19 protein-coding genes are annotated in these 17,261 nt (G+C 63.0%); 12 read left to right on the top strand and 7 right to left on the bottom strand.

Annotated elements, in window-relative coordinates; all coding sequences use genetic code 11:
- Positions 1 to 74: 74 nt before the first annotated feature.
- Positions 75 to 977, bottom strand: coding sequence for a phosphoserine phosphatase SerB (gene serB, locus VB672_RS02045; protein WP_329782494.1), 903 nt, complete (start codon positions 975 to 977; stop codon positions 75 to 77).
- Between serB and miaA the strand changes: the two genes are divergently transcribed.
- On the top strand, positions 977 to 1,924 hold the full coding sequence (gene miaA, locus VB672_RS02050) for a tRNA (adenosine(37)-N6)-dimethylallyltransferase MiaA (RefSeq protein WP_329782495.1): 948 nt from the start codon (positions 977 to 979) through the stop codon (positions 1,922 to 1,924). The genes serB and miaA overlap by 1 nt on opposite strands.
- Here miaA and VB672_RS02055 read toward each other — a convergent pair.
- Entirely contained in the window at positions 1,902 to 2,735 is an 834-nt protein-coding gene (locus VB672_RS02055; RefSeq protein ID WP_329782496.1) for an RMD1 family protein, read from the bottom strand. The genes miaA and VB672_RS02055 overlap by 23 nt on opposite strands.
- A gap of 269 nt (positions 2,736 to 3,004) precedes the next feature.
- Here VB672_RS02055 and VB672_RS02060 point away from each other — a divergent pair, with 269 nt between their 5' ends.
- From VB672_RS02060 to ilvN, 3 genes are read left to right on the top strand one after another with little or no spacing between them, the layout of a single operon-like run.
- Positions 3,005 to 4,777 carry an acetolactate synthase 3 large subunit gene (locus VB672_RS02060; RefSeq protein ID WP_329782497.1) on the top strand — a complete coding sequence of 591 codons (1,773 nt, stop codon included), beginning with the start codon at positions 3,005 to 3,007 and terminating at the stop codon, positions 4,775 to 4,777.
- A 17-nt stretch (positions 4,778 to 4,794) separates the two neighbouring features.
- Positions 4,795 to 5,475, top strand: a complete 681-nt coding sequence (locus VB672_RS02065) for a glutathione S-transferase family protein (RefSeq protein ID WP_329782498.1) — start codon at positions 4,795 to 4,797, stop codon at positions 5,473 to 5,475.
- Positions 5,476 to 5,503: 28 nt separating this feature from the next.
- Complete coding sequence (gene ilvN, locus VB672_RS02070; RefSeq protein WP_329782499.1) at positions 5,504 to 6,061, top strand: acetolactate synthase small subunit; 558 nt, start codon at positions 5,504 to 5,506, stop codon at positions 6,059 to 6,061.
- On the opposite strand, the gene VB672_RS02075 is transcribed toward ilvN, so the two are convergent.
- Positions 6,051 to 6,596, bottom strand: a complete 546-nt coding sequence (locus VB672_RS02075; protein WP_329782500.1) for a DUF924 family protein — start codon at positions 6,594 to 6,596, stop codon at positions 6,051 to 6,053. The genes ilvN and VB672_RS02075 overlap by 11 nt on opposite strands.
- 281 nt (positions 6,597 to 6,877) lie before the next feature.
- Here VB672_RS02075 and ilvC point away from each other — a divergent pair, with 281 nt between their 5' ends.
- Together ilvC and VB672_RS02085 are read left to right on the top strand one after the other, a co-directional pair.
- Positions 6,878 to 7,897, top strand: coding sequence for a ketol-acid reductoisomerase (ilvC, locus tag VB672_RS02080; protein WP_329782501.1), 1,020 nt, complete (start codon positions 6,878 to 6,880; stop codon positions 7,895 to 7,897).
- 123 nt (positions 7,898 to 8,020) lie between these two features.
- Positions 8,021 to 9,772: a patatin-like phospholipase family protein gene (locus VB672_RS02085; RefSeq protein ID WP_329782502.1), complete on the top strand. Its 1,752-nt coding sequence runs from the start codon at positions 8,021 to 8,023 to the stop codon at positions 9,770 to 9,772.
- A gap of 22 nt (positions 9,773 to 9,794) precedes the next feature.
- Here VB672_RS02085 and VB672_RS02090 read toward each other — a convergent pair whose 3' ends face one another.
- From VB672_RS02090 to VB672_RS02100, 3 genes are all read right to left on the bottom strand, one after another.
- Positions 9,795 to 10,031, bottom strand: a complete 237-nt coding sequence (locus VB672_RS02090; protein ID WP_329782503.1) for a hypothetical protein — start codon at positions 10,029 to 10,031, stop codon at positions 9,795 to 9,797.
- 221 nt (positions 10,032 to 10,252) lie between these two features.
- Complete coding sequence (locus tag VB672_RS02095; protein WP_329782504.1) at positions 10,253 to 10,408, bottom strand: hypothetical protein; 156 nt, start codon at positions 10,406 to 10,408, stop codon at positions 10,253 to 10,255.
- A 64-nt stretch (positions 10,409 to 10,472) separates the two neighbouring features.
- The gene (locus VB672_RS02100) at positions 10,473 to 10,994 is read right to left on the bottom strand and encodes a DedA family protein (protein WP_329782505.1); all 522 of its coding nucleotides are present in this window, start codon (positions 10,992 to 10,994) and stop codon (positions 10,473 to 10,475) included.
- A gap of 153 nt (positions 10,995 to 11,147) precedes the next feature.
- Here VB672_RS02100 and pdxY point away from each other — a divergent pair, with 153 nt between their 5' ends.
- The 6 genes from pdxY (at position 11,148) to VB672_RS02130 (ending at position 16,722) form a co-directional block, all read left to right on the top strand.
- A complete protein-coding gene (pdxY, locus tag VB672_RS02105) occupies positions 11,148 to 11,996 on the top strand; it encodes a pyridoxal kinase PdxY (protein ID WP_329782506.1) in 849 nt (282 codons plus the stop codon).
- Between the two features lie 85 nt (positions 11,997 to 12,081).
- A complete protein-coding gene (locus tag VB672_RS02110) occupies positions 12,082 to 12,894 on the top strand; it encodes an ABC transporter ATP-binding protein (protein WP_329782507.1) in 813 nt (270 codons plus the stop codon).
- Entirely contained in the window at positions 12,894 to 13,685 is a 792-nt protein-coding gene (locus VB672_RS02115; RefSeq protein ID WP_329782508.1) for an ABC transporter permease, read from the top strand. The genes VB672_RS02110 and VB672_RS02115 overlap by 1 nt, the downstream gene beginning before the upstream one ends.
- Positions 13,686 to 13,723: 38 nt before the next feature.
- The gene (locus tag VB672_RS02120) at positions 13,724 to 14,746 is read left to right on the top strand and encodes an ABC transporter substrate-binding protein (RefSeq protein ID WP_329782509.1); all 1,023 of its coding nucleotides are present in this window, start codon (positions 13,724 to 13,726) and stop codon (positions 14,744 to 14,746) included.
- Positions 14,747 to 15,106: 360 nt separating this feature from the next.
- Positions 15,107 to 16,012, top strand: a complete 906-nt coding sequence (locus VB672_RS02125; RefSeq protein WP_329782510.1) for a PhzF family phenazine biosynthesis protein — start codon at positions 15,107 to 15,109, stop codon at positions 16,010 to 16,012.
- Positions 16,009 to 16,722 carry an NUDIX hydrolase gene (locus tag VB672_RS02130; RefSeq protein ID WP_329782511.1) on the top strand — a complete coding sequence of 238 codons (714 nt, stop codon included), beginning with the start codon at positions 16,009 to 16,011 and terminating at the stop codon, positions 16,720 to 16,722. The genes VB672_RS02125 and VB672_RS02130 overlap by 4 nt, the downstream gene beginning before the upstream one ends.
- Here VB672_RS02130 and VB672_RS02135 read toward each other — a convergent pair.
- Positions 16,713 to 17,042, bottom strand: a complete 330-nt coding sequence (locus VB672_RS02135; protein ID WP_329782512.1) for a hypothetical protein — start codon at positions 17,040 to 17,042, stop codon at positions 16,713 to 16,715. The two genes, VB672_RS02130 and VB672_RS02135, sit on opposite strands and share 10 nt — an antisense overlap.
- Between the last annotated feature and the right edge of the window lie 219 nt (positions 17,043 to 17,261).

Raw genomic sequence — 17,261 nt, forward strand, 5'->3', positions numbered from 1 at the left:
ATAATTCATTACAGCAACGAGATTTTTTCCTGCTCCCATTAAAAAGTTTAGTTTATACAAGAACTTACGAAAGGTTAATCGACCTCGGTGTCGCTATACCCCTGCACATACAGAAGTGCTGACAGATCGGCATGATCGATCCGCGCATGGGCCGCTGCCGCAACGGCAGGCTTCGCCCGGAAGGCGACGCCGAGGCCCGCTTCGCCCAGCATGGCGAGGTCGTTGGCACCGTCTCCCACGGCGATGGTCTCGTGATGAGCGAGGCCAAGGCGTTCGCGCAGTTCGATCAGGGTCGCGAGCTTCGCCTCGCGGCCCAGGATCGGTTCCTCGACCGCGCCGGCGAGCTTCTCACCATCGAGGATCAGGTGGTTGGAGCGGTGCTCGTTGAAGCCGATCTTGGCCCCAATGGGGCCCGTGAACAGGGTGAAGCCGCCGGAGACGAGGCAGGTATAAGCGCCGTTGGCCCGCATGGTCTGGACGAGAGCCGCGCCCCCGGGCGTCAAGGTGATGCGCTTCTCGATGATCTCGTCGACAACGTTGACCGGCAGGTCTTTCAGCAGCGCCACGCGCTCGCGAAGCGCCGGCTCGAAGGCGATCTCGCCGCGCATCGCCCGTTCGGTGATCTCGGAGACTTCCGCCTTGAGACCAACGTAATCGGCCAGTTCGTCGATGCATTCCTGGCCGATCATGGTGGAATCCATATCCGCCAGGAACAGGCGCTTGCGGCGGGTCGCCAGTGGCTGCACGACGATATCGATGGGCTGGCCATCGAGGGCCTGGCGCAGGGTGTCTTCGATGGCTTTGGCTTCGGGCCGGCCTGAGACGATCAGGTCCGCGGCGATTCCCCTTGCCAGGATGGAGCGTTCCGTCTCATGTCCGAGCGACGCTGCGGCCAGCATCAGGACTTCATCCGTGAGAACCGGCCGGGACGGGTTGGCGATGAGGGTCGCAACGAGGGAATTCGAGGAAGACGCCATTGGGAGACCTGGCTGTGAGTGGATTTGGGATCGGCGCGATTCTCATCGCAGGGCCGACCGCATCAGGCAAGTCCGCACTGGGCATCAAACTGGCTCGAGCCCTTGATGGCGTGGTGATCAATGCGGATTCCATGCAGGTGTATCGGGACCTGCGGGTCATCACCGCCCGCCCCACGTCCGAGGAAGAAGCTGAGGCGCCCCATCGGCTCTACGGCCATGTGGACGCCGCCGTGAATTTTTCCGTCGGGCGCTATGTGGCTGATGCCATCCGGGTCCTGCAAGAGATCGAGGGCCGGAAGCTGCCGATCTTCGTGGGCGGGACCGGACTCTACTTCAAGGCCCTGACGGAGGGGCTGTCCGACATGCCATCCGTCCCGGAGGCGGTGCGCGAGCAGGTTCGACGGGACAGCGAAGGTGTTGAGACGCCCGAGCTTCACCGCCTCCTGGCAGAGCGCGACCCGGAAACGGCCCGGACCCTGCGCCCCTCCGATCGCCTTCGGATCCAACGGGCCCTGGAGATCTTCGCGGCGACCGGCCAGCCGCTCGTCTCCTTCCACGGAGCTCGCCAGCCGGGGCCTTTGTCGGATGTTCCGGTCATCAAGCTCTTCCTGGCGCCGGAGCGGGACGATCTGCGCCGGCGCATCGACGGGCGTTTTCTCGCCATGATTGACCGAGGGGCGCTGGATGAAGTCCGAGCCTTGGGCGAGCAGAACCTCGATCCCATGCTGCCGGCCATGCGGGCGCACGGCGTTCCCGGCCTTCTGGCCTACCTGCGCGGCGAAATCCCGCTCGACGAGGCCATCGCCAAGGGGCAGGGAGACACGCGACGCTATGCCAAGCGCCAGTTCACGTGGTTTCGCCATCAACTGCCCGATTGGCAATGGGTCGAGCCGGAGCGGGGCTTTGAGGCCGTGATGGCTCGGCTCAATGCCCCGGAGTACCCGTGAACATCTGGTAGAAGGTGATGAAAATCTCGAACACGATCAGGAGCACGATGATCAGCTCAAGGCGCAAGGAGCGCTCTGTGTCGATGATGTCGGTGAGAGCCTGAGCCGTATCGCCGATCACCTCAAGCTTGCGGTGAAGAGAGGTGGCGCGCTCCTTCAGTTCATATTCGTCCTCCAGGCGCGCGTAGAGACGCTCCAGATCCGGACGATCCCAGAGAACGTCGGGCTTTTCCTCGACGGCGACCCGGCCGGAGACGCGCTGGCGGACCAGGAGGGCATGGCCCACATGCTTGAGGATTTCCCGCCGTCCGGGCGGGCGGCGCCCCTTCTCGGCGAGATGGCGGGCAGCCGGCTCGACAATGTCGAACACGGCGGCGGCCTCCCGTTCATCGCGGGCAAGGGCAGCACTCTTGGACAGGGCATCCGCAATGACGATCAGCCTCTCGGTCGAAAGCTGCTTGATGTAGATCGGACCGCCCGGTGGAATCTGGTCGTCCCTTTCCGGAGAGATCTCGATGATCGCCGTCTCCTCCTCGTGCCGGGCGAACTCGCCCTGAATGCGCTGACGCAGGCTGCGGATGACCTCGTCCTCCTCCAGAGGCGTGAGGCCGACGAGAACGGCGACGCCGTAACGGAAGAGGGCGACGAAGCCGTCCTGTCCGGCCCGGAAGGCGAGGGGCGTGATGGACAGGACGTCGCTGCGTTCCAGCCCCGCCACGTCGAGGCGGTCCCCCAGAAGCAGGGCGCGGGCCGTGAGGCGCAGGTTCTGCATCGGTGCGCCGGTCGAGGAGATCGAATCGGTCGTGGTCATACGACTAAAATAGGGGGCGTTTGGCAAAAGCTAAGCCGGCTTGAGCCAAGTTCTCCCCGCTTGACCGAATGAAACGGATCGTTTAGCGTCGGCGCAACTTTTGAACCGAGAGCTGCCCTCATGCGCAAGCTTATTCTCGTAGTACGAGCGCCATCGACGGAGCGGGATTGACCCGCAGGTCCGGCGATGGCGCACAGGCCCCCTCAGGGGCCTTTTTTATTGCCCAGATTCCAAGACAGTGATGCGAAAGACCCCAGGGAGCAGTTGAGATGAGCGAGACGATGACCGGAGCCGAAATGGTGATCCGAGCCCTGCAGGATCAGGGTGTTGAGCATATCTTCGGCTATCCGGGCGGCGCGGTGCTTCCGATCTACGATGCGCTCTTCCACCAGGATAAGGTGCGCCATGTCCTTGTCCGACACGAGCAGGGAGCAGTGCACGCAGCCGAAGGTTATGCCCGCTCCTCCGGCAGGCCCGGCGTGGTGCTGGTGACCTCCGGTCCCGGCGCGACGAACGCGATCACGGGTCTGGCGGACGCGATGATGGATTCGATCCCGCTGGTCTGCATCACCGGCCAGGTGCCGACCCATCTCATCGGCTCGGACGCATTCCAGGAATGCGACACGGTCGGGATCACGCGCCACTGCACGAAGCACAACTATCTGGTCAAAAACATCGAAGACCTTCCGCGCGTCCTGCACGAGGCCTTCTATGTGGCGCAGAACGGCCGGCCGGGACCGGTCGTTGTCGACCTGCCGAAGGACATCCAATTCAAGACCGGTTCTTATGCCCGGCCGCTGAGCAACCAGCACAAGACCTATCGTCCGACCGTCAAGGGCGACATGGACCATATCCGCGCAGCCGTCGAACTGATGGCCAATGCCAAGCGTCCAGTGTTCTACACCGGCGGCGGCGTCGTCAATTCCGGGCCTCATGCCTCGACGCTGCTGCGCGAGCTCGTGCGGCTCACGGGCTTTCCCATCACCTCGACGCTGATGGGGCTTGGCGCCTATCCGGCCTCCGACAAGCAGTGGCTCGGCATGCTCGGCATGCACGGCACCTACGAGGCCAATCTGGCGATGCACGAATGCGACGTGATGATCAACATCGGCGCGCGCTTCGACGACCGCATCACGGGTCGCCTCGATGCCTTCTCGCCCTTCTCCAAGCGCATTCATGTCGACATCGATCCGTCTTCCATCAACAAGACCGTGAAGGTGGACATCCCGATCGTCGGCGATTGCGCCCACGTGCTGGAGGACATGCTGCGCCTGTGGCGGCAGAACGCCCAGCAAACCGACAAGACGGCTCTCAAGGATTGGTGGGGCAAGATCGAAGGCTGGCGCGCCCGGAACTGCCTGGCCTTCCGCAATTCGAACGAAACCATCAAGCCGCAATATGCAATCCAGCGCCTCTATGAACTGACCAGGGACCGCGAGACCTACGTCACCACCGAGGTGGGCCAGCACCAGATGTGGGCGGCCCAATACTTCAGGTTCGACGAGCCGAACCGCTGGATGACGTCGGGCGGCCACGGCACGATGGGTTATGGTTTGCCCGCCGCCGTCGGCGCGCAGCTGGCGCATCCCGACGCGCTCGTGATCGACATCGCAGGCGAAGCCTCGATCCAGATGATGCTGCAGGAAATGTCGACCGCTTTGCAGTACAACCTGCCGATCAAGGTGTTCATCCTCAACAACGAGTACATGGGCATGGTGCGCCAGTGGCAGGAGCTGCTGCACGGCGGACGCTATTCGCACAGCTATTCGGAGTCTCTGCCCGATTTCGTGAAGCTCGCGGAAGCTTACGGCGGGGTCGGCATCCGCTGCGATAAGCCGGGCGAGCTCGACGCGAAGATCGTCGAGATGATCAACGTGAACCGACCGGTCATCTTCGACTGCATCGTCGACAAGACCGAGAACTGCTTCCCGATGATCCCGTCCGGCAAGGCGCATAACGAGATGCTTCTCAACGATTATCTCGGCGAGACCGGGGCCGATATCGGTTCCGTGATCGACGAGAAGGGCAAGATGCTGGTGTGATGCGGAAGGCCGGAACCATGCCCACCCTTGTCATCGCCAACAAGTGCTACTCGTCCTGGTCGATGCGGCCCTGGGTGCTGATGAAGCAGCTCGGGATCGCCTTCGACGAGATCACCATCCCCCTGGATCTGCCGGACACGAAGGCGAAGGTTCTGAAACATTCGCCGGCCGGCAAGGTGCCGATCCTGATCGACGGGGATATGACCGTCTGGGAGAGCATCGCCATCATGGAGCATGTGGGCGAAGCCTACGGTGCCGCCGTATGGCCTGTTGATCGCAGGGCCCGCGCCATGGCACGCTCAATTTCTGCCGAAATGCATTCCGGGTTCTTGGCCCTGCGCTCCGCGTGTCCGATGAATCTCGGCAAAAAATTCGCACAAAGGGATCGAGGAGAGGCGGTAACCCGCGATGTCGCGCGTTTCGGTGAGATCGTGCATCAGGCGCGCGAAAGCTTCGGTGCCGGCGGTCCGTTCCTTTTCGGATCGTTCACGGCGGCCGATGCCATGTATGCGCCGCTCGTGACGCGACTCGATACCTATTCCATCACGCTCGACGACACGACACGTACCTATGTGGATGCGATTCTCTCCCTTCCGGCGTTCCAGGAATGGCGCACTGCCGCCCTGAAAGAGGAATGGATCGTCGACGCCGACGAGGTCGACGAGGAAGCAGTTGAAAATTACCGCAAGGCGGCTTGAGCTCAAATCACAATTCGGGACCCAGACCATGCTTCAGATGAAAACTCATTATCCCGATGCGACCCGCGTCGAGCCGACGAACCGGCATACCCTCGCTATCGTCGTCGACAACGAGCCCGGCGTTCTTGCACGCATCGCCGGCCTGTTCTCGGGGCGCGGCTACAACATCGAGAGCCTGACCGTCACGGAGACGGAGCACGAGGCGCATATCTCGCGCATCACCATCGTGACCACGGGCACCGACAGCATCATCCAGCAGATCAAGAGTCAGTTGGAGCGCCTTGTGCCGGTGCACCGCGTGGTCGATCTGACCATGACAGGAGATGCCGTCGAACGCGAACTCTGCCTCGTGAAGGTCGTCGGCAAAGGTGATCATCGGGTCGAAGCCATGCGTCTTGCCTCGGCCTTCGGCGCGCGCACGCTCGATGCGACCCTGACCTCCTTCGTCTATGAGCTGACCGGCACGACGGATGAGGTGGAACGCTTCATCAAGCTGATGACCGCTGTCGGCCTCGTGGAGGTCTCCCGCACGGGCGTCGCCGCCATGGCGCGCGGTGCGGAAGGAATGGGAGGTCTTAGCCCCTGAAGTCGTTCTCCTGGAGGAAAGCCTCCTCCTCAGGCGTGGTCTCACGGCCGAGAATGGCGTTGCGATGAGGGAAGCGACCGAAACGCTTGATGATGTCGTGATGGTGGTGCGCCCACTTGATGGAATCCCCGCCGAGGGCTTCGTTCAAGGTCACCGACCGCTCCTGATGTCTCAAGGCTTCGGAGTGCATGAAGGGCAGGTAGAAGAACCGCCGGAATTCGGGTTCTACCTTATGGTCGAAGCCGCGCTCGATGGCGCGGTCCGCGGCCATCAGGGCGACCGGATCGGTTTTGTAGGTTTCGCGCTTTCCACGGAACATGTTCCGTGGGAACTGATCGAGGAGGAGAATGACGGCGAGCGCACCCTCCGGGGTGAGTTCCCATTCGTTGAGATCGCCCCGTGCGGCGGCCTCATAGGTGAGCATGAACCGGTCACGGCAGGCTTGGTCGAAGGTCTCGTCCCTCGAAAACCACTTCTCCGGTCCGGCTTCGCGCCAGAAGTTGAGAACTTCGTCGGGAGTGGCAAGGCGCTGCATTCGGCGTGGTCCTTCATGAGGGAAATTTGAGTCATCAATCTAGAGCATTGGAGAGCGATTTGAACTCTTCAGGCTCGGATCGTTTGCAGCGGAAAGAGCGGACCCTTGCGTTCAACGCAGCCAGGGCCCGCAGTTTTGCTACAAGCAACGACTTGTCAGCGCAGTTTTATTCGCTAAAAGCGGCGCCTGACAAAACAATTGTTGCGCAGACCCTGGTGGGACGGTGCAGCGGCTACGAGGACGGGGGGAAAACCCCCTTTGAGATAAGGGACCTGAGGACCATGCGTGTCTATTACGATCGCGACGCAGACATCAATCTGATCAAGGGCAAGAAGGTTGCCATTGTCGGCTACGGCAGCCAGGGCCATGCCCATACCCTGAACCTGCGTGATTCCGGCGTGAAGGACATCGTCGTGGCCCTTCGCAAGGGTTCTCCCTCGGCGGCCAAGGCCGAGAAGGCCGGCCTCAAGGTCATGGAGGTGGCCGAGGCTGCCAAATGGGCCGACGTGGTCATGATGCTGACCCCTGACGAGCTGCAGGCCGACATTTACCGCAACGAGCTTCACGATAACATGAAGCAGGGCGCGGCGCTGCTCTTCGCCCACGGCCTCAACGTCCATTTCAACCTCATTGAGCCCCGCAAGGATCTCGACGTGCTCATGGTCGCCCCGAAGGGGCCCGGCCACACGGTCCGCTCCGAGTACCAGCGTGGCGGTGGCGTGCCGACCCTCATCGCGATCCATCAGGATGCCACGGGCAATGCCCACGACATCGCGCTCTCCTACGCCTCTGCCAATGGCGGTGGCCGCGCCGGCATTATCGAGACCACCTTCAAGGAGGAGTGCGAGACCGACCTCTTCGGCGAGCAGGTGGTGCTCTGCGGCGGTCTCGTCGAGCTCATCAAGGCGGGCTTCGAGACCCTGGTCGAGGCGGGCTACGCGCCTGAAATGGCTTATTTCGAGTGCCTTCACGAGGTGAAGCTGATCGTCGACCTCATCTACGAGGGCGGCATCGCCAACATGAACTACTCGATTTCCAACACGGCCGAGTACGGCGAATACGTCACCGGTCCGCGCATCATCACGGCGGAGACGAAGGCGGAGATGAAGCGCGTTCTGGAGGATATCCAGAGCGGCAAGTTCACCCGCGACTGGATGCTCGAGAACAGGGTCAACCAGACCTCCTTCAAGGCGACCCGCGCCCGCAACGCCGCCCACCCGATCGAGGATGTGGGCGCCCGCCTGCGTGACATGATGCCATGGATCAAGGAAAAGGCACTGGTCGACAAGAGCCGGAACTGAGCCGTTTCAGGGCGGCGCGGTCGATCCGTGCCGCCCTAGCCACCTTCGCGCTAAGCCAAAAGCGGATTTGTCAGTTTGACGAATTCCCGCTAGTGGCACCGGAACAATGACGTTACGGAATCCATGGGCGCGACGAGCTTTCCTGAAGAGCTATCGGACTTCGACCTGCCGTTGTGGGCGGGGCTGGACCCGGCCGCACGTGTCGAGCTTCAGTCGAAGCTTCGGCGCATCGTGCTTCTCGGCGGCGAGGTTCTCTTTCGAGAGGGCGATCCGGCGGATGTGCTTTACATGCTCGTCTCCGGCGCTCTCGGGGTGTCGGTGCAGGGCAGCCACGGCGAGCAGCGGCGCATCGCGCGCGTCGCGCCGCCCGAGACCATCGGCGAGATGGCGCTCATCTCGAATGCGCCCCGTTCGGCCACCGTCACCGCCGTGAGGGATTCGGTCCTCCTGACGCTGGCGCGGCCTGACTTCGAGCGCCTCATCGAGCGCTGGCCTTCCGTCATGCTTTACCTCTCGAAGCTGTTGGCCGAGCGGCTTCGTGCGGCGACCCGCAGCAAGCCCAAGACCTTTGCGCCAACGACCTTCGCCATCGTTCCCGTCACCCAGGGCGTGGCAGTTTCCGACTTCGCGCAAGCCTTCCTCGCGGAGATGCGACGCAGCCATGGCGCCGGGGTTGATCTGGTGGCTGCGATGCCGGGCGGGGAGGATGAGAACTGGCTCTACCGCTTCGAGGCCAGCCGCGAGCGGGTGATCTATGTCGCCCCCGAGTCTTCGGGGGCCTGGACGGAGCGGTGCATCCGCCACGCCGATCATGTCGTGCTGCTCGCACGGCCGGGCGAGCCGCTGACCTGCGAGGCGGAGGCGCTGACCGGCGCCGTGTCGTCCTGGCGCCGGCACGATCTCGTCCTGCTGCAGAAGGCAGATGCCAGACGTCCCAAGCCGGCCCATCCGTCGCTGCAGCGGCTGCCCGTCGATCAGCGTCTCCAGGTCCGCGAGAAAAACACCGGCGATCTCCAGCGTCTTATCCGCACTTCGAGCGGACGAGCCGTCGGCCTCGTCCTGGCCGGGGGCGGGGCCCGTGGCTTTGCCCATCTCGGCGCGATCCAAGCCCTGCAGGAATACGGCTTCCCTGTCGATCTCGTCGGCGGAACCAGCATTGGAGCCGTCATGGCGGCTGTCTGCGCCCTTCAGATCGGTCTCGACGAGGCGCGCGATCTCATGATGGAGGCCTTCGTTCGAAACCCGCCGCTGAACGACTACACCTTGCCACTGATCGCTCTGATCCGGGGCCTCAAGGTCGACGCGCGGCTGATCGAGCATTTCGGCGAGCGGAATATCGAGGATCTCTGGCTGCCGTTCTTCTGCGTCTCGTCCAACCTGACGACGGGAACGACCCATGTGCACCGTCAAGGGACGCTGTGGCGAGCCCTGCGGGCGAGCCTGGCCATTCCCGGATTGCTCCCGCCCGTGGTCGATCCTGAGGGTGTGCTCGTCGATGGTGCCATGATGAACAACCTGCCGGCCGACATCATGGCCGATCTCCAGCGAGGGCCTGTCCTGGGGATCGATGTGGCGCGGGATGTCGCCTTCACGTCTCCGGGGGACGAGGAGAAGAAGGCGCCGCTGCTGCGCAGGATTCTCGGCCTGCCGACCAATGCTCCGGACATCGTCAACCTGCTCTACCGCTCGGCCACGATCTCAAGCGACGCCCAGACCCTGAAGGCGCGCGCTCATGCCACCCTCGTGATCCACCCGCCTCTCGCCGATGTGCCGCTGCGTGGGTGGGAGCAGTTCGAGCGGGTGGTCGATATAGGCTACCGCCACGCGAGAGAGCGCATTGAGGCCGGTGAGCTCGAAGTTTTCAGAGTTCCTTGAGAGGTGGGCTGGTTCGTACCGGTTACAGGCGATGAGCCATCATGGCTGCAACTGCCGTGGCGAGGCCAAGAACGAGGCCGAGCGTTTCGCAGCGATGCTTCCAGAACTGATAGAGGGCGTAGGAGAAGACAAGAGTCGCGAGCAGCGCGGCAAGGTCCTGTGTCAGGTAGTTCACCTTCGTCGGGCCGCACAGCGGTTTGGCTTGCTCCCAGCTCCTCAGGATCCAAAAGACCGAGAAGATGACGGACGCAGTGCCCACGATGGAAGGCCACCACGTGGCCGGCAAGCCGGTTTCCAGCGGCCGAATCGCCTTAACCGGGCAGTTATCAGAATTAAGGGCCGGGTATGAGCCCGGGGAAGGAAGTGTCACAGCAAATGATCCGTGATGTTATAGCTGTGCTGTTAACATCACGGACGGCAGCTGCCACCTCTGGAAACGGAGGGGAGCGGCGGCTCACAGAGGGGGTGAGCCGCCGGGCGTTACTGCTGATTGCTCTTCGTGTTCTGAGCCTTGTTGTTGTCCTGCTTGCCGGGATCTTGGCGGTTCTTCATGGTGCCACCCGATCCGCGGATGTGGTTGCCCGGGTGCTTCTTGCTCTCGGCGGAGTTGTCGCCGTTCATCTTGCCTTTGTCCATGGGGACCTCCATTGGTGATGGAGGTTAATGACCCCTGGAACGCCGGGTTCCCCGATGCACTCGCCTACCACATGAGATAATGCGCAAGCCCTGCGCCGGGCGCGAGGATCACGAAGGCCCAGACGGAGGCCGAGGCGAGATTGGCCGCTTGGAACAGCACGCCCGGCATCAGGAAGATGCCGGCGATCAGGGCGATGACCGCTCGGATCGGACCGAAGAACCGGCCCAGGAACACGGCCCAGGGTCCGAAACGCTGAAAGAAGCCTTCTCCCCTGGCGATCAGCTTCGGGTTGCGGGAAAGCGGCCAGAGCTCATAGGCGGCCTTCTTGTAGCGCTGCCCAATGTCGTAGGAGAGCCAGTTGCCGAGAAAGGCGCCGCAGACGGCTCCGGTCCAGGCCTGCCAAAAAGGGATGTCGGCTGCCGCCAGCACGAAGCCGACGGTAATCAGGATCGTCATGGTGGGCAGCAGCAGGGATACAAAGGCAAGGGACTCGGCAAAGGTCATGAGCCCGAGCACGATGGGTGCATAGCCCCTATGGTTCTGCACGAACTCCAGAATGCTGCTTTTCAGAAACTCGATGTCCATGGGCCGATGGGAGTCCTGTTGTGGTGGCCAGGGTAGGTTCAATATGCGGTGGCGCGAAGAGAACCAACTGCCTTTGTGATGAAAGAGATCACATCAGGCAATTTGAAGCGGGACGGTTGTTGCGGTAACCGGAAGGCGAAAGGGGCCAGAGCCATGAACGTTCTCTCGATCCAATCCCATGTCGCCTACGGCCATGTGGGTAACGCCTCCGCGGTCTTTCCGATGCAGCGCCTCGGTGTCGAGGTCTGGCCCATTCATACGGTTCAGTTCTCCAACCATACAGGCTACGGTTCCTGGAAAGGCCGCGTCTTCGACGGCCCGGCCATTGAAGATCTAGTAGAAGGCATCGCCGAGCGGGGCGTGCTCGACCGCTGCGACGGGGTACTCTCGGGCTATATGGGATCGGCCGATATCGGCAATGCGATCCTCTCTGCGGTGGCGCGGGTGCGCGCCCTCAATCCGGAGGCCCTCTATTGCTGCGATCCCGTGATCGGCGATGTGGGCCGGGGCGTGTTCGTACGGCCGGGCATCCCCGAATTCATGCGCGAGCAGGCCGTGCCTGCCGCCGACATCATCACCCCCAATCAATTCGAGCTCGACTACCTGTCCGGCCTCACGACGCAGAGCCTGGACGAGGTGAAAGAGGCAGTCTCAATCGTGCAGGGGTTGGGTCCAAAGGTCATGCTCGTGACCTCGGTCGAGACGAAGGAAACGCCTGCCGACAGCGTCGATCTCGTTGCCGGTGAGAGCGGGCGATTCTGGCGCGTGCGGACGCCGAAGCTGTCGCTTTCCGTCAATGGGGCGGGGGACGCCATCGCGGCGCTCTTCTTCGTTCATTATGCCCGCTCGCGCTCGGCCCCGACAGCCTTGGCCCAAGCCTCGGCCTCCGTCTACGGCCTGCTCAAACGCACGGAGGAGGCGGGATCCCGCGAGATCCTGACCATCGCGGCGCAGGACGAGTTCGTCTCGCCCAGCCATCGCTTCGAGGCGGTGGAGGTCTAGGCCGAAGGGAGAAGCCAACCTGCCTTGCGATCCCTCTTCAGGCGGTCCTAGAATGCCGCCTGACAAAGGGACCATGAGGATCGGGATGGATCAGGCAACCTCCCTGGCGGCGGTGGCGCTCAACGATGTCGCCATCACGTTTGGGCCGAAGGTCGGTGGTTACACGGCAGTCAGCGGAATCGATCTCTCGGTTCGCCCGGGCGAATTCGTGGCGATCGTCGGACCGACGGGATCGGGCAAGTCCACCATCCTGAATGCGGCAGCCGGCCTGCTGAAGCCCTCGGCGGGCCGGGTCAGGATCTTCGGCAGCGATCTGTCCGGTCTCAATCTGCGCGCTGGCTATCTCTTCCAGCAGGATGCACTGATGCCGTGGAAGACGGCGCTGGATAATGTGGCGGTCGCCCTCGAATCGAAGGGCGTTTCGCGCAGCGACGCTCTGCAGCGTGCAAAAGAATGGCTGGGGCGAGTCGGCCTCTCGGCCTTTGTCGACCGCTATCCGCATATGCTCTCCGGCGGGCAGCGCAAGCGCGTGGCGCTGGCCCAGGTCCTGATCCGCGATCCCGAGATCCTTCTGATGGACGAGCCCTTCGGGCCACTCGATGCGCAGACGCGGCAGATCATGGGCAATCTGCTCCTGAGCCTGTGGGCGGCGGATCGCAAGGCCGTGATGTTCGTCACGCACGATCTGGAGGAGGCGATTGCGCTCGCCGATCGCGTGGTGCTGATGTCGGCGGGTCCGGCCGCGGGGATCATCGGCGATTTCCCCGTGGAGCTGCCTCGACCGCGCGACATTGCCGAGGTGCGCCTGGAGTCGACCTTTCATCACATCCACAAGGAGATCTGGGCGAGCCTGCGTGTCGAGGTTCAGAGGGCCTACAGCCAAGGGGAGGGAACGTGATGCCGCGCCTGAAACTCACCGTCCTCCAGATTGGCGTGGGTCTGATCTTCCTCCTGCTCTGGCATGTGCTGACCGTTTATCCTATCACCGGGACGCCCAAGCAGGTGCAGTTTTTCTTCTCGACTCCCCTCGATGTCCTGAAACGGTGCTGGACCCTCTTCGCCAGCGGCGAGATCTGGGGGCACCTCTGGATCACGCTGGTCGAGACCATTCTGGCCTTCCTGATCGGTGCAGGCGGCGGCATCATCTTCGGGTTCCTGTTCGCGCGGAAGGAACTGCTCGCTGCCGTCTTCGACCCGTACATCAAGGCGGCGAATGCGCTTCCGCGTGTCGTGCTCGCGCCGATCTTCGCCCTGTGGTTCGGCCTCGGCATCTGGTCGAAGGTGGCGCTCGGCTTCACGCTCGTGTTCTTCATCGTGTTCTTCAACGTGTATCAGGGTGTTCGCGAGGTCTCGCCCGTCGTGCTCGCCAATGCCCGCATGCTCGGCATGAACGAACGCCAGCTGCTCCGGCACGTCTATTGGCCGTCGGCGCTGACCTGGGTGTTCTCGTCGCTTCACACGTCGGTAGGCTTCGCGCTCGTGGGCGCGGTGGTCGGCGAATATCTCGGCTCGTCCGCAGGCCTCGGCTACAAGATCCATGAGGCCGAAAGCGTATTCGACGTGACCGGCGTCTTCGCCGGCATGCTGATCCTGTCCGTCTTCGTCATCCTCATCGACATGCTTGTGACGAGGATCGAAAACAGCTTCCTGGTCTGGCGGCCGCAGACGTCCCTGGCCGCACGAACTTGAGAACCTACAACGACCTCATCAAAGCAGGGAGAAACGCCATGGAACGCCGTACATTTCTGAAGAATGCAGGAGTCATGGGACTGGCGGCGGCGCTGGGTCCGAAAGCCTTCGCGCAGGGAGCGCCGGAAAGGGCGAAGGTGACGCTCGGCGTCGGCGGCAAACCGCTGCTCTATTACCTGCCGCTCACCATCGCCGAGCGCAAGGGCTTCTTCAAGGAGCAAGGGCTCGAGGTCGAGATCAACGATTTCGGCGGCGGCGCGAAGTCGCTCCAGGCCCTCATCGGCGGCTCCGTCGACGTGGTCACCGGAGCCTACGAGCACACGATCCGCATGCAGGCCAAGGGGCAGGACGTCGTCGCCGTCACGGAGCTCGGCCGCTTTCCGGCGATCGTGATCGCGGTGAAGAAGGACAAGGCCGGGCAGATCAAGTCGGCGGCCGACTTCAAAGGTCTGAAGATCGGCGTCACCGCACCGGGATCCTCGACGGCGCTCACCGCGCAATATGCCATGGTAAAGGCTGGCCTGAAGCCGTCCGATGCCGCCATCATCGGCGTCGGTTCCGGGGCCAGCGGTGTGGCCGCCATGAAGAAGGGCGAGATCGACGTGATCTCCCATCTCGATCCGGTCATCGCCAAGCTCGAAGCCGATGGGGACATCCAGGTTCTCATCGACACCCGCACCGAAGCCGGAACCCGCGCACTCTTCGGCGGTTCAAACCCTGCGGCGACGCTCTACACGAAAAAGGACTTCATCGAGAAGAACCCGCAGACCACACAGCGTCTCGTGAATGCCTTCGTGAAAAGCCTAAAATGGATTCAGAGCGCGAAGCCCGACGATGTCGCCGCCGCGGTGCCGGAGGAATACTACCTGGGCGACAAGCCGCTCTATCTCAAGGCCGTGCAGAACTCCCTCGAGAGCTACTCGCGCGACGGCATCATCCAGATGACCGGCATGCAGAGCGTGCTCGACATGCTGCGCCAGCTGGATCCGGAGCTGAAGGATGCCAAGGTCGATCTCGCGGCAACTTTCAACGACCGTTTCGTGCGCCAAGCCGCGATGTAGACTGAGTTTCGTATGGGCTTTCTCAGGAACGGGCCAAGACCGATGCCCATCCTGAAACGCTCTCTCTGGTCATGGCCGGGCTTGTCCCGACCATCTCGATTGGACGTGCGCTGCGCATCAGGTCATCGGGATCACCGGCACAAGGCCGGTGATGACGAAGGGAGTTATTCTGAGCGCCTCCTCAAGTGGAGACCTGAGGTTTCTGGCCTGACATTCACCGTCATGCCCTGATCGGGCTTCGCCTCTGCCGGAATGATCGCTGAGAGTCGGTTGACAGGAGGATGGTGGAGGGTACCTCATCCGATGCTCAAGAATCGGCGTCCCCGTCCCCTCGAAGGCTCCTGAAGAGGTCTGATCCGCATGTCCCGTCGCTTTGTCACCCTGGATGTCTTCACATCCGAGCGCTTTGCCGGCAATCCCCTCGCGGTCGTTCTGGAATCCGAGGGGCTGGACGATGCGGGCATGCAGAGGATCGCCAAGGAGTTCAACCTCTCCGAGACGGTCTTCGTCCTTCCGCCGTCCGAACCGCGCCAGCGCGCCGACATCCGCATCTTCACACCGGCCCGTGAGTTGCCCTTCGCGGGCCATCCCACGGTGGGAACGGCAGTGCTGCTCGCGCTTCTCGACCGCAACGGCGAGAAGGGGGCCGTAGCGTTTGGCTTGAAGGAGCAGGTCGGCATCGTGCCCTGCGCGGTCGAGGTCCGGGATGCGACGAGCGGCGCGGCGCGGTTTCGCCTGCCGCGCCTGCCCTTCGTCTGGGGCGAGGGCAAGGAAAGCGCCGATTGCGCCTGGGCGCTCGGCCTCGATCCGACCGAGATCGGCTTCGGCCAGCATGTCCCGAGCCGACATTCGGCCGGCGTGGCTTACGATCTCGTGCCGGTCTCATCCCTCGAGGCGCTGGCCCGCTCCAGGCCACAGGGGGAGGCCTTCGACAAGGCCTTCGGCGACAGCGAACATCCGGCAGCTTACGTCTATGCCCGCGTGACCGATGCGGAGGGCTTGCGGTTCCGGGCGCGCATGTTCGGCCCTGGCATGGGCGTGGCCGAGGACCCGGCGACAGGTTCGGCCGCGGCCGCCTTCGCCGGCGCGCTCATGCAATGCGAGCCCCTGGGAGACGGCGAGCACAACATCGTCATCGAGCAGGGCGTCGAGATGGGACGTCCGAGCGAGATCGTCCTGCAGATGGTGATCAAGGGTGGAGCCCTCACGTCAGCCGAGATCGGAGGTGAAGCGGTCATGGTGAGCCGCGGCGAGATCCTGGCGTGAACCGAGAACCTCAGATCCGGCGCGTCTCCCGCGTCGAGGCGTTCTGTCGTCCGCTGGATTGGACCTGGCCCAAGCAGAACCGGGATTTCATCGCGGAGAACTGGAAACGCCGCACGGCTGGCAAGCCGCAGATGTTCAACGGGCGGGTGCTGCTGCTCCAGGATGTGCAGTTCGAACAGGATCTGTGCCGCAACATCTATTTCGAGGTCGATTACGCTGACTTCGTCGCCTGGATCGACAAGGGCTATCCGGACCCTGCCATCGCTAACGGCTTCGCCATGGGAGCGCTGCGCGGCTCGGATGGAGCCTTCATCTGCGGGGTCATGGGAAACGGCACGACCAATGCGGGCCGCGTGTATTTCGCGGCCGGTACACCGGATCCATCGGATCTGAGGCCGGACGGCACGGTCGATCTCGCCACCAGCCTCACGCGGGAACTGGCCGAAGAGACCGGCCTTTCCGAGGAGGACTACCACGTGGACGACGAATGGATCATCGTCCAGCGCTGGCCAACCATCGCGCTCCTGCGGATGGTGACCCTGCCGGTCCCGGCCGAGGAGGGCGCGGCGAGGATACGCGCCAATATCGCGGCACAGCCCGAGCCGGAATTGCAGGATGTGCGCATCGTCCGCGGGGCCGAGGATATCGACCCGGAGCGGATGCCGCTGTTCCTGCAATCCTTCTTCGACTGGGTTTTCGATCAGAGGTAGCCGTGACGGGCCTTCGTGGCGTTGATCATGCGCACCGCCTCGGCGTCGCGCCCTCCGGCGCAGGCAGCCTCCGCCTGACCGATCTCCCGGTCGACGCGGTTAAAGACCGACTGGTTCACGTGCCCCATGGCAAGATCGTTGCTCATCACGGCACGGTACCGGTCGATTTCGCCCCGGCAGCCCGATCCTTCCGGCATGCGGAAGCTGGACGACGTGACGCTGGTGCCCGCGGGGGCAGGGGCCGAGGTGGTCTGATTGCAGGCGGCCAGCGGCAGTGCCAGCAATCCCGTCAGGTACAGGGAACGGATTGCGGTTCTCATGAAAGCGCTCCTGGATCGATGAGGGCGAGGAATAAAGGCCAAGCTTGATCCGATCTAGGGCGATTTGGCTGCAGACTAGTCCTGGCCGGTTTGAAGTCATAACCCATACGTTAGTCGAGCATTCCCTTTTCGTTTGTTTCAACGGCTTGCCATCCGAGGGAAGCCCCATTACAAACAGGCCCGTTGTTCGCGGCTTCATGCCTGCGGCCGAGGAGGGTT

Origin of the sequence: Microvirga sp. CF3016, from assembly GCF_036314085.1 — a bacterium.
In the GTDB taxonomy this organism is placed as follows: domain Bacteria; phylum Pseudomonadota; class Alphaproteobacteria; order Rhizobiales; family Beijerinckiaceae; genus Microvirga.